The organism is Allobosea sp. GW821-FHT03A12, assembly GCF_058986765.1.
Window position 1 is genome coordinate 18,564 of sequence record NZ_JBYSVZ010000002.1, and the last position, 22,331, is coordinate 40,894.

A 22,331-nucleotide genomic window follows, 5' to 3' on the forward strand; every position below is an offset into this window, starting at 1 on the left:
CTGTCCTCCGACCGCAGCCATCGGCGGTCGCGACCTGCGAGGACGAGATGAAGCGCGAAGAGCTCACCGAGAAGATTCTCGACATCAAGCGCGAGAAGGGCTGGAGCTGGAAACAGATCACCGACGAGATCGGTGGCATGTCCGAGGTCTTGGTGATCGGTGCCCTGCTCGGCCAGATGAAGTTGGTGAAGCCGCTCGCCGAGAAGGCGGCGGCGCTGTTCGGCCTCTCCGAAGCCGAGAAGCGCATGCTCAACGAGGTGCCCTATCGCGGCACCGGCACGCCGATGCCGCCGACCGATCCGCTGATCTACCGCTTCTACGAGATGGTGATGGTCAACGGCCCCGCCTGGAAGGCGCTGATCGAGGAGGAGTTCGGCGACGGCATCATGTCGGCGATCGACTTCAACATCGCCTTCGAGCGCGAGCCGAACCCCAAAGGCGACCGGGTGAGGATCACCATGTCGGGCAAGTTCCTGCCGTACAAATACTATGGCAACGAGCAGGGCATTCCCGACTATGGCTTCAAGGAGGAGTGAGTCCTCTCAGGGAACCTGACCCGGCTCCAGCGTTCCGTCCTTCTGCATGGTCCGTTGCAAAGCAGGGCGTTCGATCATCCGGGCCATATAGGCCTCGAACACCGGCAGGCGCGGCAGCACGCCGACGATGTTCATGCCGAAATGGATGCCGGCGCCGAGCTGGGTGTCGGCGGCGGTGAAGCGCTCGCCGGCGGCATAGGGATGCTCGCCGAGCTTCCTGGCGAGATTGGCGACCGTGTCGGCATGCGAGCCGAAGGAGAAGCCGCGCGCCTCGTATTTGAACTTGTGGATCGAGGTCGCGATGATCGGATCGAGCACGGCGTCGGTATAGACCAGCGAGGTCAGGAAGGCCGGGCGGTCCTTGTCGCCGATTGCCGGCGCCAGCCTGGCTTCCGGGAACTGCTCGGTGAGATAGAGGCAGATCGCGGCGCGTTCGGTGACGGTGGTGCCGTCATGGACGATCGCCGGGACCTTCTTGTGCGGCTGGATGGCGCGGTAGCTCTCCGGCGGGCCGCCCTCGGCGCGGATGTCGACAATTTCCATCTCATAGGGCTGGCCGAGCTCCTCGAGCAGCCAGAGGATCGAGAAGGAGCGCGACTGCGGCGAGTGATAAAAGGTCAGCATGGCGGTGTCCCTTTCGGCGTTTCCTCGTGCAATGACGAGGCTGATAAGCAAGAGTTTTGTCAGGAGTTGTCAGGATAAGCCTGGCTCGCCCGACGCTCGCTGATTCAAACGCGAGCAGGCGCGAATAGCTCCGTCCGGTCCCGCCTTCTCACGCTATGTCTTGCGAGCGACGATGAAGGGGCGACTGTCCTTGCCCTTGCTCGCATGGCGTTCCGTGCCGACGACCTCGAAGCCCGCCGCGGCGATGAGACCGCTCAGCTCCCGCGCGCTGAAGACGCCGGCATAGGGCGCCTTTCCGACCCTCTGCATGAGGGGCAAAGCGAGCTTGATCAGCGGGTTCATGTCGCCAAGGCAAGGCGTCTTTGAGATGAACAGGCCGCCCGGCACGAGCAAGGCATGGATGCTGCGCAGCGTGCCGGGGAGGTCGCGGACCAGATGCAGATAGTTGAAGCCGAGAACCGTATCGAACCGAGCGGCTTCGGACGCGAGCGCCTCGGCAGTCGCGGCGCGGAAGGCGAGACCCGCGATCGAGCTTGCGGCAAGCTTCTCCTGCGCGATGGCGATCATGCCGGCGGAGAGATCCGCCGCCAGATAGCTCTCGACCGCAGCGGCAAGCCGTAGCGCCGTGGTCCCGGTGCCGCAGCCAAGTTCGAGCGCGCTGTCGTCGGGCTTCAGCAGGGCGCTCGTCCGCTTCAGCGTGCGCTCATACCCGGCCTGATCGGAAATCCGCGACCTGGCATAGCTCTTCGAGGACCGGTCCCAGAAGCGGGCATCGCTTGCGGTGCTCATCTGCCGTCTCCCTTTGCGGAAGGGCGCTTTAGCATAGGCACCGCGACTGTTCGGTGTCCGCTACGCGGGAAGTAGACTCGAAATCCCAAGTCCATCGATCTCAACAATAGTAATTTGTTATAACATTACAATTTTGTCGAGATCGTAGTAATCATAGTGTCATCTCGCGCGCCTAACGGACCGGCCACCGGATTCACTGGGGCGGAGAGGTATCATGCAGAAGCGAACTTGGCTGATGGCGGCGGCGATGCTCGCCAGCGTGGCGCCGGCGACGGCGCAGACCATTTATCCGCTCAACCGCGCCGAGATCCTCGAGGGCTCGCGCTTCGACTTCAAGGTCGAGTTCCCCAACGCTCCGGCCTCGGCCGACGTCAAGGTCACGATCAACGGCAAGCCGGTGAACGAGGCTTTCGGCCGCGAGGCCCAGTTCGTCCAGAATGAAGAAGGCCAGAAGCATTCGGCGCTCTGGCTGCGCGGCGCGCAGCTGCCGGCCGGCCAGTACGTCATCGAGGCGACGCAGGGCAGCGACAAGGCCACCGTCAACTGGACCGTCTACGCCACGCCCGAGCGCAAGGCCAAGAACGTCATCCTCTTCGTCGGCGACGGCATGTCGGTCGCGCACCGCACCGCGGCGCGCATCCTGTCGAAGGGCTGGCAGGAAGGCCTCTATGGCGGCGAGCTCGCCATCGACGACATGCCGAACATGGCGCTGATCTCGACCTCGGGCACCGACTCGATCGTCACCGACAGCGCGAACTCCGCCAGCGCCTACACCACCGGCCACAAGTCCTGCGTCAACGCGCTCGGCATCTATTGCGCCAAGAACGCGCTGACGCTTGACCACCCCAAGGTCGAGACCATCTCCGAGGTGATCAAGCGCAAGCGCACGGGCATGGCGATCGGCGTCGTCACCAATGCCGAGATCGAGGATGCGACCCCAGCCTCGATGGTCGCCCATACCCGCCGCCGCTCCGACTATAACGACATCGTCAAGATGTTCTTCGATGTGCAGCCCGACGTGATCATGGGCGGCGGCTCGCCGAATTTCCTGCCGAAGTCGACCCCGGGCACCAAGCGCACCGACGACCAGGACTTCATCGCCAAGTTCAAGGAGGCGGGCTATGCGCTCGCCACCACCAAGACCGAGATGAACGCCGCGGTCGCCGGCGGTTCCAAGAAGCTGCTCGGCCTCTACAACACCTCGAATATCGACGGCGCCTTCGATCTGCGCCTCGCCAAGAAGGGCTCGATCTCGAAATTCCCGGATCAGCCCGACGTGGTCGAGCAGACCAAGGCGGCGATCGAGATGCTGAAGGGCGCCCAGGACGGCTTCTTCCTGATGGTGGAATCGGCCCGCATCGACAAGTACAGCCACTCGCTCGACTGGGAGCGCGCGGTGTTCGACACGATCATGCTCGACAACGCCGTCAAGGTCGCCAAGGACTTCGCCGGCGACCGCAACGACACGCTGATCATCGTCGTGCCGGACCACGCCCATCCGATCTCGATCATCGGCACCTATGACGACGATCGCCCGGGCCAGCTGCTCCGCGACAAGCTCGGCACCTACAACGAGTCGCTGCCGCCGAATTACGGTCCGCGCGACGCCGACGGCTACCCGACCAAGCTCGATACCTCGCGCCGCCTCGCCGTCGCCTTCGGCAGCTATCCGGACACCTGCGACACCGGCCGCCCCTATCTCGACGGCGAGCGCGTCCCGGCCGTGAAGGGCCCGGACGGCAAGACCAACGTCGCCAACGAGAAGGACTGCACCGGGCCGCTCGCCACCCGCAAGCAGGGCAACCTGCCTTTCGACGCCAATTCCGGTGTCCATGCGGCCGACGACGTGCTGCTCACCGCCATGGGCCCGGGCGCCGAGCGCTTCCGCGGCCACAAGCCGAACGTCTTCGTCTTCCGCGTCATGGCGGAGGCGCTGGCCCTCGGCGGCAAGTGAACTAGAGTTGGGGCAGGACGCATGATCTCGCATCGGCCGCACCTGCTCCCGACGCTGTCCCGCCGCGGGCTCCTCATGGGGCTCGCGGCGCTGCCCGTCTCGCTGCCCACGCTTGCCGCCGAAGCGGATACGCTGACCTTCGACGGGCTCTACAAGTCCTTTGGCGTGCTCGGCTTCCAGTTCTCCGACCGGGCGACCTCGCTGCGCGGCAAGCCGGTCAGGATGGTCGGCTACATGGCGCCGCCGTTGAAGCCGGAAAGCCATTTCTTCGTGCTGACGCGAGAGCCGCTCGCCATCTGCCCGTTCTGCCAGTCGGATGCCGACTGGCCGGTCGACATCGTCGTCGTGTTCATGCGCGCCGCGACGCCGATGGTCAGCGCCGGCCAGAAGGTCGCGGTCAGCGGCCGGCTCGAGATCGGCTCCTCGACCGATGCCGAGACCGGCTTCGTCAGCCAGATCAGGCTCGTCGATGCCGGCTTCCACAGTGTCTAAGCGGTCGGCGGGCGTGGCGCAGCCGCTGCATTTTTCCGGCATCCAGGTCGATCATCGCGATGGCGACGGGCGGCCCTTCCGGGTGCTCGACATTCCCGATTTCATGGTGCCGCCGGGCGTGCTGATCGGCCTGCGCGGCCCCTCCGGCTCGGGCAAGACTTCGTTGCTGCATCTCGCCGCCGGGTTCTTCCTGCCCGATGCTGGAAGCATCAGCTGGGGTGACGTCGTGGTCTCAGCGCTGCCGGGGGCGGCGCGCGACCGCTGGCGGCGCGAGACGGTCGGCTTCGTCTTCCAGGACTTCCATCTCGTGCCCGAGCTCGACGTGCTCGCCAACATCACCTTGCCGGCGAGTTTCTCGGATTGGCGGCAGACGAGCGACCAGGTCGCGCGCGCCACCACACTCGCCGAGCGCATGGGGCTGACCGATCTGCGTCGGCGCGCCGCCGTGCTCTCGCGCGGCGAGCAGCAGCGCGTCGCGATCGCGCGGGCGCTGTTCAACGCTCCGGCGCTGATTCTCGCCGACGAGCCGACCGCGAGCCTCGATCCCGCACATGCGGCCGAGGTCGGGTCACTGCTGGTCGAGGTCGCACACGAGATCGGCGCGACGCTGCTCTGCGCCTCGCATGATCCTGTGCTGCTGGCGCGGATGCAGCAGGTCGCGGTGATTGGCGACGGGCCGCTGATTCTGAAGGCCGCGGCGTGAATCCTTTGCCCATGGTCATCGCCGACCTTAGGGCGCTGCGCTGGACGGCGGCGGCGATCGTGACGCTGGTTGCGCTGGCGGTGGCGATCGGCGTGTCCATCGGCGCGCAGGAGCGGGCACTGCGCCAGGCCTCGGCCCGCGCCGCCGATGATTTCGACCTGCTGATCGGCGCGCCCGGCAGCCAGACGCAGCTCGTGATGTCGGCGATCTACCTTCAGCCCGAGGCGTTGCCGCTGGTCGATGGGCGCCTGCTCAACGAACTCGCCCGCGATCCGCGCGTCGCCGCGGTTGCTCCGCTCGCCTTCGGCGACATCGCCCGTGGCCACCCGGTGATCGGCACCACGCTCGTTTTCGCTGGCCGCTGGGGCCGCGTGCAGCCAAGCGAGGGCCGCCTGTTCGCGCGCGAGGGCGAGGCCGTCCTCGGCGCCGATGTCACCTACAGGCTGGGTGACAAGATCGAGCCCTCGCATGCCATCGCCGGGCATTGGCCGAGGCGCGGCGTCGCGGATGCCGAGGAAGCGAGCCATCGCCATGAAGGCCACGCCTATGTCGCGGTCGGCCGCCTGCCGCGGCTGGGCTCGCCCTTCGACCGGGCGATCCTGGTGCCGGTCGAGAGCGTCTGGGAGGTGCACGGGCTCGGCAACGGCCATGCCGGCGAGGATGCGGCGCTCGGCCCGCCCTTCGACGGCCAGCGCATTCCGGGCGTGCCAGCACTGGTGGTGAAGCCGAAGGCGGTCGCCGACGCCTATGCGCTCAGGGCGCGCTATCGCCAGGGCGGTACCATGGCGTTCTTCCCGGCCGAGGTGCTGGTCGGGCTCTATCGCACGCTCGGCGATGTCGGGCAGGTGCTGAGCGTCGCATCCGTGCTCAACGCCGTGCTTATCCTGGCGGCAATCTTCCTGCTGCTCGTCGCGGTGACCGGCCTCCGCCGGCGGCGCTATGCTGTGCTGCGTGCCCTCGGCGCACCGCCGGCTTACGTGCTGCTGGTGGTCTGGCTCGGCATGGCCGGGCTGGTCGCGGCCGGCTGCCTCGCCGGCCTTGGCCTCGGCGCCGCCGCGACGCTTGCGGTCTCCGGCCTGTTCGAGGCGCAGACGGGCCTGCGGCTCTCCTTCGCGCTGGGGTCGGCGGAGTTCGCCCAGGTCGGGCTGATCCTGCTGCTCGGCTCGCTCGCGGCGCTGATCCCGGCGGCGCTGTCCTATCGCCGCTCGATCACCGCCGGCCTGCGGGGGTGATCCGGGGTTGACCCTGCTTTGCCTCTTCCGGTTAAATCCCGGCGGGGGGCGTTGCAGGGATGATCATGCTGCGCGCCATTGTACTTGTCGTCACCAGTCTCGCTTTCTGCGCACCCGCCTACGCCTATTCCAACGCGCTCAGCCGCGGGGTTGCGGATTTCCTCAACATCTTCAGCGAACAGCCGGTGCCGCGCCAGGTCGTGCCCTGGAGCGGCAAGCAGGCGCCCGGCACGGTCGTGGTCTCGACCAGCCAGAGGCGGCTGTATTACGTGCTCGGGCAGGGGCAGGCGATCCGTTATGGCGTCGGCGTCGGCCGGCAGGGCTTCAGCTGGTCCGGCACCAAGATCGTCTCGCGCAAGCGCGAATGGCCGGACTGGCGCCCGCCCGCGGCGATGCTGAAGCGCCGGCCCGATTTGCCGCGCTACATGGAAGGCGGCATGGAGAATCCGCTCGGCGCGCGGGCGATCTATCTGGGCTCAAGCCTCTACCGCATCCACGGCTCGAACGAGCCCGACACGATCGGCGCCGCGGTCTCCTCCGGCTGCATCCGGATGACCAATCGCGACGTGACGGATCTCTATGATCGCGTCCGGCCTGGCACCAAGGTGGTCGTGCAGCGCTAGCTGTCGCGGTGGCCGTGCCGGATGCGCCGGACCATCAGCCAGACGCCGAGGATCGCGACCGGCACGAACAGTGCGGTCGCGATGCCGACATCGACCGGCAGGAAGCCGGCATCCTTGGCGCCCTTGGCGAGATAGCCGAACAGGCTGACGACATAGTAGCCGATCGCCGCGACCGAGAGCCCCTCGACCGTCTGCTGCAGGCGCAATTGCAGGCGGGTGCGGTCGTTCATCGCCGAGAGCAGGTCGCGGTTCTGTTGTTCGAGCGCGACGTCGACGCGGGTGCGCAGCAGGTTGGCGGCGCGGGCGAGCCGGCGCGACAGGTCGAGCTGGCGCTGCTGCAGCATCTGGCAGGTGCGCATCGCCGGCGCCATCCGCCGCGACAGGAAGGCGGCGATGGTCGGCCAGCCGCCATAGGGGGTCTCGTCGATCGCTTCCAGGCGCTGGCGGACGATGCTGTCATAGGCCCTGCTGGCGCCGAAGCGGTAGTTCGACGAGGCAGCTTCCGACTCCATCGTCGCGGCGATCGCGGTCATCTCGTCGAGCAGGGCGTTGTCGGCGGCGAGCCCGTCGGTCTGCATCATCGTGCCGGCGATGCGGACCAGCACCTCCTCGGTCCTGCGCACGGAGGGGGCGAGGCGATGCGCCTCGGGCAGGCCGAGCAAGGCGAGCACGCGATAGGTCTCGACCTCGAGCAGCCGCTGCACCAGCGCTCCGGTCTTGGCAGGCGTCAGGGCTCGGTCGAGCACGAGGATGCGCACGAAGCCATCGGCGCCGGCGCGGAAATCGGTCGCGGCAATCGCGGCCTCGCCATCGACCAGAGAGGCGGCGAGGCTGGCTGCATCGAACATGGTATCCAGTTCGGGTGCCGCCCGTTCCGGCAGCAGATGCAGGTCGATCGACGCCAGATGCGGCCCCGGCTGCGGCAGCGCATGCATGCCGTGCGGCAGGACGGTGGTCGCCGGCAGGAAGGGCGTCGAGCCGGGCGAAGGCAGCTCCCAGGTATAGGTGGTGAACTCGCTGTGCTGCTCCCAGCGCAGGCTGGTTTCGCCGAGCCTGGTGCGATGATGCTTGGCACCCTCGGCCGGGCCGGTGACGCCGCGCTCGGCGCAGAAGCGGGCAAGCCCCTCGCGATCGGCGGCCGCCTGTGCCTGGTCGGTCATGAAAGCGAAGTGCAGCAGGCGCTGCGGCGTTGCGAGCGGCGCGAAGGGGCGGGCATGGATCTCGCCGAGGATGGTGCCGCGCGACGGGTGCGCGGCCAGCGGCGGCGCGCCGTTTTCGGTAGTCCCGTCCATGCCGTCCTGCCCCTCGGTGCGCCTGTTCTCGGCGTTGCCCGCACGCAAGGACCTTGCCGGAAAGCGCGACAGCTCGCGAGTCGGGCACGGTGTCGCAAGGGCCGCGGGCTGATGACATGATCGGGCGTCGTCCTGGTCCAGGCTTTGTCTCATGCCGCTGCCCAACCGCATCCGCCCCGATGGCTCGCTCTTCGCCGATCCGGCGCGGGGCCTGCTGTTCGGCAATCGCGGCGGCAAGTTCCATGATCCTGCGACGAGGGCGCTGCCGACGCGGCTCTACGCGACGAAGCAGTGGATCTGCTGCGTGCTCTCCTTCAAGGGGCGCCAACGCGATGTCTGGGGCCGCTACTACACCGAGCTGTTCTTTTGCGACGAGGTGACGGCGCTCGCCGCCGGGCACCGGCCTTGCGTCGAATGCCGACGAGCCGACGCGCATGCCTATCGGGCCGCGCTGGTCGTAGGGCTCGGGCTTGCCGACCTGCCGCTCTTTCCTGCGATCGACGAACGGCTCGATTGCGAGCGCCGGGACGGCCGCCGCAAGCGCCTGCATCGGCTGGCGGCGGAGGGCCTTCCGGATGGCGCGATGATCGTGACGTCCGAGGGCGAGTTCCTGGCACTGCGCGGCGACGAGGCCCTGCTCTGGTCGCCTTCCGGTTACGTCGTGAGCCGGCCGCGACCGTCCGGTCAGGTCGCCGTCGTCACGCCGCCGACGTCTCTGGCCGCGCTTGTGAACGGCTATCAACTTCTCTGGCACCCGAGCGCCGCCGAACCGGCCTGAATCGCGGCTTGCCCGCCTTGTCATCGCCGCGGGCTGTGGCACACCCTCGCGCTTGGCGGATCACGGTGCGCGCAGGGGCGCGGGACCCGGCCGATCCCGGGGGAGAATACTCATGTTGCGGAAGACCATCTGCGCGCTGGCCTTTGCGCTCGCTGGTTTCAGCGGCCTGCCGGCTTTTGCCGGGGCGCTGCAGATCACCGATGCCGACCCGGTCGCGGTCGTCACCGTGCCGGACGCCTGGACGACCGCGAAGATCAAGCGCGGCGTCGAGATCAGGACGCCGGACGAGGAGATCTATCTCTGGTTCGAGCTGATTGCGCCCGCCGAGCTCGACACGCTGCAGAAGGAGCACAACGTCTATTTCGAGAAGGAAGGCGTGACGATCACCGGCGCCTCCGACACGGTGAAACAGGAGGTCAAGGGCAAGGCCTGGTCGTTCACCGAGCTCAAGGCCAAGAGCAAGGACGGTGAGTCGATCATCCGCTACATCGCGATCAACCCGAACGTCGCGAGCGGCAAGATCATCATGATGACCTATTGGGCCTCGCCCGAGGGCCACAAGACGCATGATGCGGCGATGTCGGCGATCATCGACAGCATCGCCTACAAATAAGATCGCTCAGGGTCGGCGGAACCGCCGCCCGCCCCACGACGTTGTCCCGTCATCTTCATCCGATGACAATCAAGGGGTTAGCGTCGATGCGTTCAATCATTCTGTGGCTGGTGGGCGTTCCGATTCCGATCATCATCCTGCTCTGGTTCTTCATGCGCTGACAGGATCTGGTAGAAGGACTTGCTATGGCCGGGCTCGCCCGGCCATTCTTATTCCGCGGGATGTCGTGCCGGCAGGGCGAAACGGCACCATCCCGCTTCATCCCTTTGCCGTGCTGCGAGTATAGCGTTCGCCCATGCAACCAATCATCCAGATATCCGGCCTGTCGAAGACCTATGCTTCGGGCTTCCAGGCGCTGAAGACCGTCGACCTCGACATCAGGCGTGGCGAGATCTTCGCCCTGCTCGGGCCGAACGGCGCCGGCAAGACCACGCTGATCAGCATCGTCTGCGGCATCGTCCGGCCGAGCACCGGCACGGTTCTCGCCGACGGCCACGACATCATCCGCGACTATCGCGCTGCGCGCAGCCAGATCGGCCTCGTGCCGCAGGAATTGACCACCGACGCCTTCGAGACGGTCTGGGCGACGGTCTCGTTCAGCCGCGGCCTATTCGGCAAGCCGAAGAATCCGGCGATCGTCGAGCAGGTGCTGCGCGACCTCTCGCTCTGGGACAAGCGCGACAGCAAGATCATGACGCTGTCCGGCGGCATGAAGCGGCGCGTGCTGATCGCCAAGGCGCTGGCGCATGAGCCGCAGATCCTCTTCCTGGACGAGCCGACCGCTGGCGTCGACGTCGAGCTGCGCCAGGACATGTGGAAGCTGGTGCGGCGCCTGCGCGACGACGGCGTCACTATCATTCTGACCACGCACTACATTGAGGAGGCCGAGGAGATGGCCGACCGGGTCGGCGTGATCAGCAAGGGCGAGATCATCCTGGTCGAGGACAAGGCCGAGCTGATGCGCAAGCTCGGCCAGAAGCAGCTCACTCTGCATCTCCAGGCCCCGCTCGTGGCGGTCCCGGAGGCTCTGTCCGGCTACGGGCTGACGCTGCAGGCGCAGGGCGAGGAGCTCGTCTACACCTACGACACCAAGGCCGAGCGCACCGGCATCACCGCACTGATGAAGGACCTGGCCGAGGCCGGCATCCGCTTCAGCGACCTGCGCACCAGCCAGTCCTCGCTCGAGGACATCTTCGTCGGCCTTCTGAGGGCGAACGCATGAACCTGCACGCAATCAAGGCGATCTACCGCTTCGAGATGGCCCGCACCTGGCGCACGCCCTTGCAGAGCGTGCTCTCGCCGGTGATCTCGACTTCGCTCTATTTCGTCGTCTTCGGCGCGGCGATCGGCTCGCACATGCAGGCGATCGACGGCGTTCCCTATGGCGCCTTCATCGTGCCCGGCCTGATCATGCTCTCGCTGCTGACGCAGAGCATCGCCAACGCCTCCTTCGCGATCTATTTCCCGAAATTCGTCGGCACGATCTTCGAGCTGCTCTCGGCGCCGGTCGCGTGGTGGGAAGCCGTCTTCGCCTATGTCGCGGCGGCGGCGACGAAATCGGTCCTGCTCGGCCTGCTCATCCTCGCCACCGCCTTCCTGTTCGTGCCGCTGAAGATCGCCCACCCCGTCTGGATGCTGCTCTTCCTGATCCTCACGGCGGCGACCTTCAGCCTGTTCGGCTTCATCATCGGCGTCTGGGCCGATGGCTTCGAGAAGCTGCAGGCGATCCCGCTCCTGGTGATCACGCCGCTGACCTTCCTCGGCGGCTCGTTCTACTCGATCGACATGCTGCCGCCGTTCTGGCGGGCGGTGACGCTGGTCAATCCAGTCGTCTACCTGATCAGCGGCTTCCGCTGGAGCTTCAACGGCACGGCCGATGTCGGCATCGTGGTCAGCCTGACGATGACGCTGGTCTTCCTCGCCGCCTGCATCGCGGTGATCGCCTGGATCTTCAAGACGGGCTACCGGCTGAAGAACTGAGACGCGTTTGCGGTGAAATCCGCGCGTCTTTCCGGGGCAGGCCGAAAGGCCTGAGCCCGGAACCCAGAACCGATGCCTCATCCGGAAAAGCCCGTCGGTTTCCGAGCCTTCACAGCATACGGGCATCGGTTCTGGGTTCCGGGCTCGCTGCTGCGCAGCGCCCCGGAATGACGGGGTGGTTCCAGAGGAACGGACCAAGGCCCTGCGGCCGCTTCAGGCCGCCTTGATCTGGCTGAAGAAGGTCGCGACGGCGCCGCGCAGCGCCTCCGCTTCGCGGGCGAGGTTCTCGGCGGTGCGCAGCGTGTCCGAGGCGGCGCCGGTCGCCTCGCCGGAGGCTGCGGCAAGGCTCACAAGCGCAAAGGCAGCGGTGGCGGCACCATCGGCCGTCGCCTGGGCGTTGCGGGCGATCTCCGAGGTCGTGCTCTTCTGCTGCTCGGTGGCGGCGGCGATGGCGCCGGTATGCTGCGAGACGTCGGTGATCGTCGCGGCGATCGCGCTGATCGCGGCGACGGCGTCCCTGGCCTCGCCGCGGAAGGCTTCAATCTGGCTGGCGATGCCGTTCGTCGCCTCGGCGGTCCGGCTCGCCAGGGTCTTGACCTCGGCGGCGACGACGGCGAAGCCGCGTCCGCTCTCGCCGGCGCGGGCGGCTTCGATCGTCGCGTTGAGGGCGAGCAGATTGGTCTGCTCGGCGATGTCGCGGATCAGGTCGATGACGTTGACGATGCGCTCGGAGGCCTGAGCGAGACCGTCGACCCGCCGGCTGACGCCTTGGGCGTCGCGTGCGGCGCTGCCGACCATGGCGCTCGCACGCGTCACACGATCGGCGATCTCGGCGATCGAGTTCGACAGTTCCTCGGCCGCGACGGCGACGTGCTGGACCTTGTCGGAGGCGTCCTGCGAGGCGTTCTGCGCACCGTCGATCTGGACGGTGCGGGCGCTGGCGATCTCGCTCACGGCCCGCGCCGCCCCCTCCAGCGTGTGGGCGCCGGTCTCGACCGTCTCCAGGGCGTCGGCGAGGCGGGCATCGAAGGCGGCGACGACCTCGGCGATCCGCTGCTGACGCGCCGTGCGCCCGGCTTCGGTGTGTGCAGCCGCCGCTTCGAGCGTCTCGCGGGCCTGGGCATGATCGCGGAAGACCTCGACAGCCCGGGCCATGTCGCCGACCTCGTCCTGGCGCTGCACCAGCGGCACTGCCGTGACCTTTTCCGCCGCGGCGAGGCCACGCATGGTTGCCGCCAACGTCTGCAGGGGGCGCGCGACGCGCCGGTTCACCACGAACAGGGCAAGGCCCAGGCCGGTCAGGATGGCGAGGGCGCCGACGCCGATCTGCAGGCCGGCGCTGTCGCGCTGCATCGTTTCGAGGCGGGTGTCGAGTGCGGCGCTGTGGCTGTCATAACTGCCCGCGATGCGCTTGAGCGCCTCGTTCAGCCCCCTGCGATTGTCGCGATTGGCTTCGTTGTTGCCGAGCTCGCGCGCGGCCGCGATCGCGTCGGCGCGCCCGAGGCGGACGATCTCGCGACGGAAACGGGTGAATTCGCGGACGCCGCTGTCGACGGCGGTGAAGGCGGCGCGGTCCTGATCGTCGATCAGCGGCCGCCATTCATCCATCAGGATCTCGATCTCGGCGAGCCCCTGCAGCAGGAGCGGGGCAAAGCGCTCGGCCTGGGCGGCATCGGCGCTCATATAGATGCCGCGCGACTCCATCACCACGCTGTTCACCAGGCCGTTGACCCGTTCGGCGAGGCTCGAACGGCGTGCGGCGGACTGCATCTCGTTCGTCACCTTGGCATATTCGCCGAGGCTATGGACGCCGAGGCCGACGGCGAGCGCGGCGGCGATGACGAGAAGCGATATCGCGGCGAGGATCTGGCTCGAGATGGTGCGCAGCGTGGCCATCTGTGTCGCGAAACGGCAGGCCGCGGCTTTGTCAGGGGGCGCAGCTGGGAACCCACCGCCCACAGAAGCATGGTTTGGTTAAATTTGCGTTGGAATGCCACCCGGGCCTGCGCTGATCGCGATGTCGCGATGGCCCCTATCCCGATTGACAGGAGGGGCGGCATCCTGTCTTGACCACGCCATGACCGATCTTTCGACCATCGACAGCGCGGCGGCTGCCGCGGCGCCCCATGCGCGCCGGCGCACCTTCGCCATCATCTCGCACCCGGACGCGGGCAAGACCACGCTGACCGAGAAGCTGCTCTATTTCGGCGGCGCCATCCAGCTCGCCGGCGAAGTCCGTGCCAAGGCCGGCCGGCGCCAGACCTCCTCCGACTGGATGAAGATCGAGCGCCAGCGCGGCATCTCGGTCGTCACCTCGGTGATGACCTTCGAATATGACGGGCACGTCTTCAACCTGCTCGACACGCCAGGGCACGAGGACTTCTCGGAAGATACCTATCGCACGCTGACCGCAGTCGACAGCGCGGTGATGGTGATCGACGCCGCCAAGGGCATCGAGGCGCGCACCAAGAAGCTGTTCGAGGTCTGCCGTCTCAGGGACATCCCGATCGTCACCTTCATCAACAAGGTCGACCGCGAGACGCGCGATCCCTTCGATCTGCTCAACGAGATCGAGACGACGCTGGCGCTCGACGTCGCGCCGATGACCTGGCCGGTCGGGCGCGGGCGCGAGTTCGTCGGCACGCTCGACCTCGCCAGCAATACGCTGCGCCGCAACCAGAAGGGCGACGAGAGCGATGCCGGCCAGAAGGTCGACGGCGAAGACGACAAGCTGTTCGACGAGCTGCTGCCCCATGGCGCCGCCGACACCTTCCGCGAGGAGGTCTTCCTGGCGCGCGAGGGCTGCAAGCCCTTCGATCTCGAAGCCTTCCGCGAGGGCCATCTGACGCCGGTCTATTTCGGCGCGGCGCTGCGCGATTACGGCGTGCGCGACCTGATCGACGCGCTCGGGCGTCTGGCACCGAGCCCGCGGGCGCAGGCGGCCGACAAGCGGCCGATCGAGGCGGATGAGCCGAAGATGACCGGCTTCGTCTTCAAGATCCAGGCGAACATGGATCCGAACCATCGCGACCGCATCGCCTTCATGCGGATCTGCTCGGGCAAGCTCTCGCGCGGGATGAAGGCCAAGCTCGTCCGGACCGGCAAGCCGATGCCGATCAATGCGCCGCAGTTCTTCTTCGCCCGCGATCGCTCGATCGCCGAGGAGGCGTTTGCCGGCGACATCGTCGGTCTGCCGAACCACGGCTCCCTGCGCATCGGCGACACGCTGACCGAGGGCGAGGACATCGTCTTCCGCGGCGTGCCGAGCTTCGCCCCGGAAATCCTGCGCCGTGTCAAGCTCAAGGACGCGATGAAGGCCAAGAAGCTGCGCGAGGCGCTGCAGCAGATGGCGGAGGAGGGCGTGGTCCAGCTCTTCCTGCCGCATGACGGCGCCCCCGCCATCGTCGGCGTCGTCGGCGCGCTGCAGCTCGACGTGCTCAAGGAGCGCATGGAGGCGGAGTATTCGCTTCCCGTCGATTTCGAGCCTTGCCAGTTCGCGATCGCGCGCTGGATCTCGAGCGAAGACAAGGTCGCGCTGCAGAAATTCACCGCCGCCAAGCCGTCCTCGATGGCTGACGATCTCGACGGCGACCCGGTCTTCATGGCTTCGTCGCAGTTCACCTTGAAATACGACGCCGAGCGCGCGCCGGAGATCAGCTTCTCCGATGTGAAGGACTACCAGAAGGTGTCTGGGGGCTGAGGCTTTGGCCGGTGGCGCCTTTCCGTGCTGCCGCCATCTGTCCGGATCGGTGGTAAGCGTGGCGCCATTCGGTGGAGACCGGTCAGGCCATGCGACGAGATGGTGAGCTTCCCCGGCGATCATGGCGCCGACATGCTCTGAGGTTCCTGGTTGGCGTCTCGGTCCTGCTTGCGCTCGTCGCAATTCCGCTCGGCAGCATCCTCTATCCGACGCTGAAGCCTTATCCGAAGGCGGATGTCCCCGCGGCTGCTTCACAACGCGACAGGAACCTGCAGGACCTCGCCCATCTGCGGCGCCTGCCAGAGATCGAGCGCAGCTTCACGGCGCAAAGCCGTGCGGCGTTCGATCAGGCCATCGCTGCGACCGAGCTGCGCGCCGGCGAACTCGATCGCGCAGGCCTGGCGCTGGCTGCGGCGAAGGCCGTGGCCCTGGCCGATAACGGCCATACCAATGTGCTCGGGCTTGCGGGCGATCGCGGCTTCAACGCCGTGCCGATCCGCCTCGGCTGGTTTGCCGACGGATTGTTCGTGATCGCGACCGACGAGGACAGGCAGCGTCTTCTCGGCGGGCAAGTGCTCGGCGTCAACGGACGCCCGATCGCTGCATTGGTCGAGGCGCTGCGTCCCTATGTCGGAGGGCCGGCAAATCTCGCCCGGGAGTTCGTGCCGAACCTCCTGATCTCGCCGGAGTTGCTCCATGCGGCTGGCCTTGCCGCGACGGCCGATGGCAGCAGCTTTGAGATGCGTTTCGCGGATGGGGCGGTTGGTTCGGTCGAGCTCGTCGCCAAGGCGGCCACTCGCCCACCTCACGATCGCTTTGTGTGGCCGAGCGACAATCTGGGGCCGCCGGGCCGGTCGAGCGGATGGCGACATGTGCTCGACGGCGTCGTTTTGCCGGCCTATCTCACGCATCTCGACGCGAATTACTGGCACGATTTTCTGGCTGATGACCTGCTCTATGTCCAGATCAACCGTGTGAGCGATCAGGGACCGGTCGGCTTATCCGCCTATCTGTCCGGGATGCTCGACGACGCGGCGAAGAAACCCATTCGCAATGCCATCGTCGATCTGCGTTTCAATCCCGGCGGCAATTACACGTTGACGGCCGATTTCACGCGCCGGCTGCCGGAGCTGTTGCCTGCGTCCGGCAGGCTCTTCATCCTGACCGGCGCACACACCTTCTCCGCGGCGATCAGCACGGCGGCGCGGCTGAAACATTTCGCCGGAGAGCGCGCCATCATCGTGGGAGAGGCGATGGGCGACCGCTCGCGGTTCTGGGGCGAGGGCGGGGGCACCGTGCTGCCGAACGCGAAGCTCGCGCTGCGCTACACCACCGCCTTCCATGATTGGGAACACGGCTGCAGCCTGTCGCAGATCACGACCTGCTTCCTGCTGAACTACATCTACGGCGTGCCGGCAGGCGATCTCCGGCCGAAGGTGACCATCGCGCCGAGCTTCGCCGACTACCTCGCCGGCGAGGACCCCGCCATGGTCGAGGTCATGCGGCAGCTGGCATCGAAGCAGGGCTGAGGCGTCTCGCCTCAGCCCTGCCAGCGGTTCAGCGCATCGCCGATCGTCTGGCTGCCGGCGCCGCCCTTCTCGAAGGTGATGATGCCGCGCCGGCCTGAATTGAAGCGCACCGGCAGGTCGATCCAGTTGCGGTTGCGCAGCAGGTCGAGATTGCGCTCGGACTCGACTGGCACGTTCGAGAGGGCCGACACGAACAGGTTCTCGCCCAGCGCCGAGGCGATGGCCGAGAGCGGCGCGCCGCGCTCGCCCTCTTCGAGCTTGAACTGCGGCACGCCGACCTCGCGGATCGCATCGTTCGCGGCTTCGCCCGAGGTGGTGAAGCGCATGCCGATGATATGCGAGGCCGGGAAAGCGGGATCGGTGTTGCGCCGGATGGTGAAGTCGAGCGAAAGCCCGGCATCGGCGATCTCGATGGTGGCGCGCACGATCGTCTCGACCGGCCGGCCGGGACCGGCGGTGTCGCTGTCGAGCCGCCAGAGCACGCGGCCCTGCACGGTGCGGGGCTGCTGCGGGTTCTCCGGCACCTCGATATAGAGGATGGCGCGCTGGGCGACGGTGAGATCGCTGCCCTGCTGCGTACCGGCCTGCTGGCTCGGACGCTGGCCGGAGGGCTGGCTCGGCGTCGGCGTCGGCTCGCCGCCGGCGCGCTCGCTGATCTTGCCGGCCTGGTCCTGCTGGGCGGGGGGAGCCTGCGTCTCGACGCGCGGGCGGACCTGCTGATCCTGCGGGGCGATCTTGTTGACGTAATAGGCCGCGCCGGCGATCACCGCCACAGCGAGTGCGACGCCGCCGCCGACGATGGCGGTGCGGACATGGCCGGGATCGACGCTGCGCTTGCGCGGCGGGGCGACGCGCGGGCGGATGGGCTGGGCCTCGTCACGGGCGCTCGCCGGCTCATCGAAGCGCGGGGGCTCCTGCGCGATGGCCGGGCGCGGCTTCGGCTCCGGCCGCGCAGGCGCCGCCGCGGGCGCCGGCGGCGGCTCGTCCAGAGGCAAAGGCGGGAGGCTCGGCTCGATCGCCTCGGCGAGCGCGATCTCCGCCTCGATGCGCGATACCGCCTCGTCGAGCGAGAGCCGCTCGCGGGTGATGTCGGCTTCGGAAAGCGGCGGGTCGAGGCTGCGCAACTGCGCGAGCAGCGCCGTGCGCGCCCGGTCGTAGACGGCGCGGCGCGCTTCCGGCGACTTGTCGGTCAGTCCGGCGATCGCACGCGCCAGAATGGGGTGGAAATCGGCCATTGGCCTCACATGTCCGCGTTGGCCCGGCCCGTCAACCCTCGAACGGGTTCTGGACCAGGATCGTATCGTCGCGCTCCGGGCTGGTCGACAGCACCGAGACGGAAGCGCCGATCAATTCCTCGATGCGACGCACATATTTGATCGCCTGCGCCGGCAGCTCGGCCCAGGAGCGGGCGCCCGCCGTCGAGCCTTCCCAGCCCTCGATCACCTCGTAGATCGGCTCGACCCTTGCCTGGTCGCGCTGGCCGGCCGGCAGGTGCTCGATCACCTGCCCGTCGAGCTTGTAGCCGGTGCAGACCTTGATCTCCTTGAAGCCGTCGAGGATGTCGAGCTTGGTCAGCGCGATGCCGTCGATGCCGGAGGTCTTGACGGTCTGGCGCACCAGGCAGGCGTCGAACCAGCCGCAACGGCGCTTGCGGCCGGTGACGACGCCGAATTCCTTGCCCTTCTGGCCGATCAGCTCGCCGATCTCGTCGAAGAGCTCGGTCGGGAACGGGCCCTCGCCGACGCGGGTGGTGTAGGCCTTGGCGATGCCCAGCACATAGCCGACGGCGGAAGGGCCGAGGCCGGAGCCGGTCGCGGCCTGGCCGGCGACGATGTTGGAGGAGGTCACGAAGGGATAGGTGCCGTGATCGACGTCGAGCAGGGCGCCCTGCGCGCCCTCGAACAGGATGCGCTTGCCGGCGCGGCGCTCGGCGTCGAGCAGGGCCCAGACCGTATCGGCATAGGGCAGCACCTGCGGGGCGATCTCGGTCAGCTGCTTCAGCAGCTCGACGCCGTCGATCTCGGCGATGCCGAGGCCGCGGCGCAGCGCGTTGTGATGGGCGAGCAGGCGCTCGATCTTGGCCTTCAGGACGGTCTCGTCCTTGAGGTCGATGACGCGGATGGCGCGGCGGCCGGCCTTGTCCTCATAGGCCGGGCCGATGCCGCGCTTGGTGGTGCCGATCTTCAGCGCCGAGTTCGAGGTCTCGCGGAAATGGTCGAGCTCGCGGTGCAGCGGCAGGATCAACGTCGCATTGTCGGCGATGCGCAGGTTCTCGGGGCTGATCGCGACGCCCTGGGTACGCAGCCTGGCGATCTCCTCGACGAGGTGCCAGGGATCGACGACGACGCCGTTGCCGATCACCGAGAGCTTGCCCGGGCGCACGATGCCGGAGGGTAGCAGCGAGAGCTTGTAGACGGTGCCGTCGATGACGAGCGTGTGTCCGGCATTATGGCCGCCCTGGAAGCGCACCACCACATCGGCCTGGCTCGAGAGCCAGTCGACGATCTTGCCCTTGCCCTCGTCGCCCCACTGGGCGCCGACCACGACCACGTTCGCCATGGGGATGATTCCCTCTCGCTGACTTACAGGGTCGGCGCGGATTCCCATCGCTTGATCGGAAGCACGCCGACGCAAGCGCCCGCACGAATAAAAACCCCGGCGCAAGGCCGGGGTTTCGGGTGAGGTCCTTGCAAGCCCTCTTCGTCCAAGAGAATGGCAAGGTCAAGGCTGACGGGCGCAAAGCCGGGGAAAGAATTTTCGGAAGGCACTGTCGATTCCGCTGCTCCTGCTTCGACGACAGGGCAGAAGGGGCAGCGCAGGGCTGCTCGGCGGATCGGAGGAGAAGCAGCATGCGCAAGCTCGTCGTCACCCAGTACATCTCGCTCGACGGCGTCATCGAAGACCCCGTGGGCATGGAGAATTCCGGCCTCGGCGACTGGACCGGGCCGTTCACGCGCGGGCCCGAAGGCGAGCGGCTGAAGCAGGTCGAGCTCGACGCTGCCGACTCACTGCTGCTCGGCCGGCGGACCTATGACGCCTTCGCCGCAGTCTGGCCGCATGTGAGCGACAGCCCCTTCGCCGACCAGATCAACGCGCTGCCGAAACATGTCGCCTCGACGACGCTGACAAGAGCCGACTGGCAGGGCACCTCGATCCTGGCCGGGGATGCGCTCGCCGCCATCGCGGCGCTGAAGCAGCAGCCCGGCGGCGACATCCTGGTCTATGGCAGCCTGAAGCTCGTCCACGGACTGCAGCGCGCCGGGCTGGTCGATGCCTACAACCTCATGGTCTATCCGGTCGTGCTCGGAGCCGGTGGGCGGCTCTTCAGCGACGGCGTGCGCAGCAACCTCACGCTCGCCGCGGCGACGACCCTCGGCGAGGGCATCCAGTGGCTGCGCTACGAGGTCAGGCCCTGAAGGGCAGGGCAGCTCTGCGGCGATCGCGGTTGCGGCAGCGGCCGGGGAGGATTAACCCGGCGCCTTCTGGATCAGGGATCGACGCCGATGCTGCCCATCGCCATTTCGACGCTCACCGTCTGCGGGATCGAGGAGCTGCCGGCGCAGAGCACGCGCAAGGTCAGCCATGTGCTGTCGCTGCTCGATCCCGACCTGCCGGAGCTGCAATCCTTCGTGGCCTATGAGGCGCATGAGCGCACGACTTTGCGCTTCCACGACATCATCACGCCGCAGGACGGCCGCGTGCATCCGACCGACGCCCATGTCGCTGAGATCCTCGATTTCGGCGCGAAGCTGCGCGAGTCGGCGCTGAAGCGGCAGGAAGGACACCTGCTGGTGCACTGCCATATGGGCATCTCGCGCTCGACCGCGGCAATGCTGTCGCTGATGGCGCAGGTGGAGCCCGAGGAGGGCGAGGATGCCCTGTTCGCCCGCCTGCGCGCGATCCGGCCGCAGGCCTGGCCGAATTCGGTGATGGTCGGCTTTGCAGACGCGCAGCTGAAGCGCGGCGGCAAGCTCACCGATGCGCTGCGTCGGCACTATGCCCATCAGCTCGAGGCACAGCCACGCTATCGCCAGTGGATGGCCGATCTCGGCCGCGGCGCCGAAGTCGCGATGGCGGGCTGAGCGCTGTCCCCACCCTCCCGCTGACGACCCCTCCGACTTGCCGTCACTCCCTGGAAGCATGGCGGTTTCGCCGTGTTCGCAGAATGAGTTGGCGGCGATCGGACGTATGAGAAGGAGGAGGCGGCGACGGGCAATGGCATGAGCCATGCTTGCACAAGAACGCCGCAGGCTGGGGAATGACATTCATGACGAAGCTCGACGACTGGCTCGGCGTACATCACGCCGAGTTCACGGCGTTTCGCCGCGACATCCACGCCCATCCCGAGCTCGGGCTGGAGGAGCACCGCACGGCCAGACTCGTCGCCGACAGGCTGCGCGAATGGGGCGTCGAGGTCACCGAGGGCGTCGGCCAGACCGGCGTCGTCGGCGTCATCCGCGGCAACCAGCCGGGGCAGCGCGCCATCGGCTTGCGCGCCGACATGGATTGCCTCGCGCTGGAGGAGCTGACCGGGCTGCCGCACGCCTCGAAATTCCCCGGCCGGATGCATGCCTGCGGCCATGACGGCCACACCACCATGCTGCTCGCTGCCGGGCGCTATCTCGCCGAGAACCGGGATTTCGGCGGCACCGTCAACCTGATCTTCCAGCCGGCCGAGGAAGGCCGCGGCGGCGCCAACGCCATGCTGGCCGACGGGCTGTTCGAGCGCTTCCCCTGCGATGCGATCTACGGGCTGCACAATACGCCCGGCCTGCCCGCCTCGCATTTCGGGACGGCGGTCGGCCCCTTCCTGGCGGCGGCGGATTCCTGGCGGGTGACCTTCCGCGGCGTCGGCGGCCATGGCGGCTCGCAGCCGCATCGCTCGACCGACATCACCTATGCGCAGGCGCATTTTGTGCTTGGGCTACAGGGCATCATCGGCCGCAATGTCGCGCCGCTGGACACGGCCGTGATCAGCGTCGGCTACATCCATGGCGGCGACGAGAACGCCTCGAACGTCATCCCGTCGGAGCTTGTCATCGGCGGCACGGCGCGGACTTATTCGCAGGAGGTGCGCAATCTGGTGGAGCGGCGCATCGGCGAGCTGGCGCTGGCGACGGCACAGGCCTGGGGTTGCGAGGCGCAGCCGCACTACCACCGTGGCACCAGCCCGCTGGTCAATGCCGCCGAGCAGGTTGGTGTCGCGGTCGCCGCGGCCTCGGGCGCTGTCGGGCCCGAGCATGTCAACGGCCAGATGCTGCGCGGCACCGGCGGCGAGGACTTCGCCGAGATGATGCTGGTCTGCCCCGGCGCCTTCATGCGCATCGGCAACGGCGTGGCGGCGGACGGCTCCTTCGCCGGGCTGCACACCCCGCTCTACGACTTCAACGACGAGATCATCCCGGCCGGCGTGCGCTACTGGGTCGGCCTGGTCGAGCAGGAGCTCGGCCAGGGCTGGCAGGCGATCGCGGCGGAGTAGGGCGCAC

General features: G+C 67.6%; 21 protein-coding genes. 15 read left to right on the forward strand and 6 right to left on the reverse strand.

What is annotated here, in order from left to right; all coding sequences use genetic code 11:
* The first annotated feature begins 47 nt into the window (after positions 1-47).
* Positions 48-536 carry a cyanase gene (gene cynS, locus AC3WLC_RS06670; protein WP_346362232.1) on the forward strand — a complete coding sequence of 163 codons (489 nt, stop codon included), beginning with the start codon at positions 48-50 and terminating at the stop codon, positions 534-536.
* Positions 537-542: 6 nt separating this feature from the next.
* On the opposite strand, the gene AC3WLC_RS06675 is transcribed toward cynS, so the two are convergent.
* On the reverse strand, positions 543-1,160 hold the full coding sequence (locus AC3WLC_RS06675; RefSeq protein WP_493683157.1) for a glutathione S-transferase family protein: 618 nt from the start codon (positions 1,158-1,160) through the stop codon (positions 543-545).
* 153 nt (positions 1,161-1,313) lie between these two features.
* Entirely contained in the window at positions 1,314-1,949 is a 636-nt protein-coding gene (locus AC3WLC_RS06680) for a class I SAM-dependent methyltransferase (protein WP_493683158.1), read from the reverse strand.
* Between the two features lie 214 nt (positions 1,950-2,163).
* Between AC3WLC_RS06680 and AC3WLC_RS06685 the strand changes: the two genes are divergently transcribed.
* The 5 genes from AC3WLC_RS06685 to AC3WLC_RS06705 all read left to right on the forward strand — a co-directional run bounded on the left by AC3WLC_RS06685 (position 2,164) and on the right by AC3WLC_RS06705 (position 6,953).
* Complete coding sequence (locus AC3WLC_RS06685; protein ID WP_493683159.1) at positions 2,164-3,903, forward strand: alkaline phosphatase; 1,740 nt, start codon at positions 2,164-2,166, stop codon at positions 3,901-3,903.
* A 21-nt stretch (positions 3,904-3,924) separates the two neighbouring features.
* Positions 3,925-4,395: a hypothetical protein gene (locus AC3WLC_RS06690; RefSeq protein ID WP_493683160.1), complete on the forward strand. Its 471-nt coding sequence runs from the start codon at positions 3,925-3,927 to the stop codon at positions 4,393-4,395.
* Entirely contained in the window at positions 4,388-5,098 is a 711-nt protein-coding gene (locus AC3WLC_RS06695; protein ID WP_493683161.1) for an ABC transporter ATP-binding protein, read from the forward strand. Before AC3WLC_RS06690 ends, AC3WLC_RS06695 begins: the two co-directional genes overlap by 8 nt.
* Positions 5,095-6,330, forward strand: a complete 1,236-nt coding sequence (locus tag AC3WLC_RS06700; RefSeq protein WP_493683162.1) for an FtsX-like permease family protein — start codon at positions 5,095-5,097, stop codon at positions 6,328-6,330. The genes AC3WLC_RS06695 and AC3WLC_RS06700 overlap by 4 nt, the downstream gene beginning before the upstream one ends.
* A 65-nt stretch (positions 6,331-6,395) precedes the next feature.
* A complete protein-coding gene (locus AC3WLC_RS06705; protein WP_493683163.1) occupies positions 6,396-6,953 on the forward strand; it encodes a L,D-transpeptidase in 558 nt (185 codons plus the stop codon).
* Here the strand turns inward: AC3WLC_RS06705 and AC3WLC_RS06710 are convergent.
* Entirely contained in the window at positions 6,950-8,245 is a 1,296-nt protein-coding gene (locus AC3WLC_RS06710; RefSeq protein ID WP_493683164.1) for a DUF3422 family protein, read from the reverse strand. The genes AC3WLC_RS06705 and AC3WLC_RS06710 overlap by 4 nt on opposite strands.
* Positions 8,246-8,396: 151 nt before the next feature.
* Here AC3WLC_RS06710 and AC3WLC_RS06715 point away from each other — a divergent pair, with 151 nt between their 5' ends.
* The 4 genes from AC3WLC_RS06715 (at position 8,397) to AC3WLC_RS06730 (ending at position 11,616) form a co-directional block, all read left to right on the forward strand.
* Entirely contained in the window at positions 8,397-9,023 is a 627-nt protein-coding gene (locus AC3WLC_RS06715) for a hypothetical protein (RefSeq protein WP_493683165.1), read from the forward strand.
* Positions 9,024-9,135: 112 nt separating this feature from the next.
* Positions 9,136-9,636 carry a hypothetical protein gene (locus AC3WLC_RS06720; protein ID WP_493683166.1) on the forward strand — a complete coding sequence of 167 codons (501 nt, stop codon included), beginning with the start codon at positions 9,136-9,138 and terminating at the stop codon, positions 9,634-9,636.
* 295 nt (positions 9,637-9,931) lie between these two features.
* Positions 9,932-10,858: an ABC transporter ATP-binding protein gene (locus tag AC3WLC_RS06725; RefSeq protein ID WP_493683167.1), complete on the forward strand. Its 927-nt coding sequence runs from the start codon at positions 9,932-9,934 to the stop codon at positions 10,856-10,858.
* Positions 10,855-11,616, forward strand: coding sequence for an ABC transporter permease (locus AC3WLC_RS06730; RefSeq protein WP_493683168.1), 762 nt, complete (start codon positions 10,855-10,857; stop codon positions 11,614-11,616). The genes AC3WLC_RS06725 and AC3WLC_RS06730 overlap by 4 nt, the downstream gene beginning before the upstream one ends.
* Positions 11,617-11,829: 213 nt before the next feature.
* Here the strand turns inward: AC3WLC_RS06730 and AC3WLC_RS06735 are convergent, their stop codons facing one another.
* A complete protein-coding gene (locus tag AC3WLC_RS06735; RefSeq protein WP_493683169.1) occupies positions 11,830-13,512 on the reverse strand; it encodes a methyl-accepting chemotaxis protein in 1,683 nt (560 codons plus the stop codon).
* Positions 13,513-13,693: 181 nt separating this feature from the next.
* Between AC3WLC_RS06735 and AC3WLC_RS06740 the strand changes: the two genes are divergently transcribed.
* Together AC3WLC_RS06740 and AC3WLC_RS06745 are read left to right on the forward strand one after the other, a co-directional pair.
* The gene (locus tag AC3WLC_RS06740) at positions 13,694-15,316 is read left to right on the forward strand and encodes a peptide chain release factor 3 (protein ID WP_493683170.1); all 1,623 of its coding nucleotides are present in this window, start codon (positions 13,694-13,696) and stop codon (positions 15,314-15,316) included.
* 71 nt (positions 15,317-15,387) lie between these two features.
* Entirely contained in the window at positions 15,388-16,845 is a 1,458-nt protein-coding gene (locus tag AC3WLC_RS06745) for a hypothetical protein (RefSeq protein WP_493683171.1), read from the forward strand.
* An 11-nt stretch (positions 16,846-16,856) separates the two neighbouring features.
* Here the strand turns inward: AC3WLC_RS06745 and AC3WLC_RS06750 are convergent, their stop codons facing one another.
* Both AC3WLC_RS06750 and AC3WLC_RS06755 read right to left on the reverse strand, forming a co-directional pair.
* On the reverse strand, positions 16,857-18,080 hold the full coding sequence (locus tag AC3WLC_RS06750; RefSeq protein ID WP_493683172.1) for a histidine kinase: 1,224 nt from the start codon (positions 18,078-18,080) through the stop codon (positions 16,857-16,859).
* 31 nt (positions 18,081-18,111) lie between these two features.
* Positions 18,112-19,404, reverse strand: coding sequence for an adenylosuccinate synthase (locus tag AC3WLC_RS06755; RefSeq protein WP_493683173.1), 1,293 nt, complete (start codon positions 19,402-19,404; stop codon positions 18,112-18,114).
* A gap of 290 nt (positions 19,405-19,694) precedes the next feature.
* On the opposite strand from AC3WLC_RS06755, the gene AC3WLC_RS06760 reads away from it, so the two are divergent.
* From AC3WLC_RS06760 to AC3WLC_RS06770, 3 genes are all read left to right on the forward strand, one after another.
* Positions 19,695-20,261, forward strand: coding sequence for a dihydrofolate reductase family protein (locus AC3WLC_RS06760; protein ID WP_493683174.1), 567 nt, complete (start codon positions 19,695-19,697; stop codon positions 20,259-20,261).
* Positions 20,262-20,348: 87 nt separating this feature from the next.
* On the forward strand, positions 20,349-20,927 hold the full coding sequence (locus AC3WLC_RS06765) for a tyrosine phosphatase family protein (RefSeq protein ID WP_493683175.1): 579 nt from the start codon (positions 20,349-20,351) through the stop codon (positions 20,925-20,927).
* Between the two features lie 185 nt (positions 20,928-21,112).
* The gene (locus AC3WLC_RS06770; RefSeq protein WP_493683176.1) at positions 21,113-22,324 is read left to right on the forward strand and encodes an amidohydrolase; all 1,212 of its coding nucleotides are present in this window, start codon (positions 21,113-21,115) and stop codon (positions 22,322-22,324) included.
* Positions 22,325-22,331 lie beyond the last annotated feature (7 nt).

Bases quoted from the DNA above. Each gene is read 5' to 3' on its own strand.
- cynS (WP_346362232.1), top strand. From the start codon at position 48: ATGAAGCGCGAAGAGCTCACCGAGAAGATTCTCGACATCAAGCGCGAG.
- AC3WLC_RS06675 (WP_493683157.1), bottom strand. From the start codon at position 1,160: ATGCTGACCTTTTATCACTCGCCGCAGTCGCGCTCCTTCTCGATCCTC.
- AC3WLC_RS06680 (WP_493683158.1), bottom strand. From the start codon at position 1,949: ATGAGCACCGCAAGCGATGCCCGCTTCTGGGACCGGTCCTCGAAGAGC.
- AC3WLC_RS06685 (WP_493683159.1), top strand. From the start codon at position 2,164: ATGCAGAAGCGAACTTGGCTGATGGCGGCGGCGATGCTCGCCAGCGTG.
- AC3WLC_RS06690 (WP_493683160.1), top strand. From the start codon at position 3,925: ATGATCTCGCATCGGCCGCACCTGCTCCCGACGCTGTCCCGCCGCGGG.
- AC3WLC_RS06705 (WP_493683163.1), top strand. From the start codon at position 6,396: ATGCTGCGCGCCATTGTACTTGTCGTCACCAGTCTCGCTTTCTGCGCA.
- AC3WLC_RS06710 (WP_493683164.1), bottom strand. From the start codon at position 8,245: ATGGACGGGACTACCGAAAACGGCGCGCCGCCGCTGGCCGCGCACCCG.
- AC3WLC_RS06715 (WP_493683165.1), top strand. From the start codon at position 8,397: ATGCCGCTGCCCAACCGCATCCGCCCCGATGGCTCGCTCTTCGCCGAT.
- AC3WLC_RS06720 (WP_493683166.1), top strand. From the start codon at position 9,136: ATGTTGCGGAAGACCATCTGCGCGCTGGCCTTTGCGCTCGCTGGTTTC.
- AC3WLC_RS06725 (WP_493683167.1), top strand. From the start codon at position 9,932: ATGCAACCAATCATCCAGATATCCGGCCTGTCGAAGACCTATGCTTCG.
- AC3WLC_RS06730 (WP_493683168.1), top strand. From the start codon at position 10,855: ATGAACCTGCACGCAATCAAGGCGATCTACCGCTTCGAGATGGCCCGC.
- AC3WLC_RS06735 (WP_493683169.1), bottom strand. From the start codon at position 13,512: ATGGCCACGCTGCGCACCATCTCGAGCCAGATCCTCGCCGCGATATCG.
- AC3WLC_RS06740 (WP_493683170.1), top strand. From the start codon at position 13,694: ATGACCGATCTTTCGACCATCGACAGCGCGGCGGCTGCCGCGGCGCCC.
- AC3WLC_RS06750 (WP_493683172.1), bottom strand. From the start codon at position 18,080: ATGGCCGATTTCCACCCCATTCTGGCGCGTGCGATCGCCGGACTGACC.
- AC3WLC_RS06755 (WP_493683173.1), bottom strand. From the start codon at position 19,404: ATGGCGAACGTGGTCGTGGTCGGCGCCCAGTGGGGCGACGAGGGCAAG.
- AC3WLC_RS06760 (WP_493683174.1), top strand. From the start codon at position 19,695: ATGCGCAAGCTCGTCGTCACCCAGTACATCTCGCTCGACGGCGTCATC.
- AC3WLC_RS06765 (WP_493683175.1), top strand. From the start codon at position 20,349: ATGCTGCCCATCGCCATTTCGACGCTCACCGTCTGCGGGATCGAGGAG.
- AC3WLC_RS06770 (WP_493683176.1), top strand. From the start codon at position 21,113: ATGACGAAGCTCGACGACTGGCTCGGCGTACATCACGCCGAGTTCACG.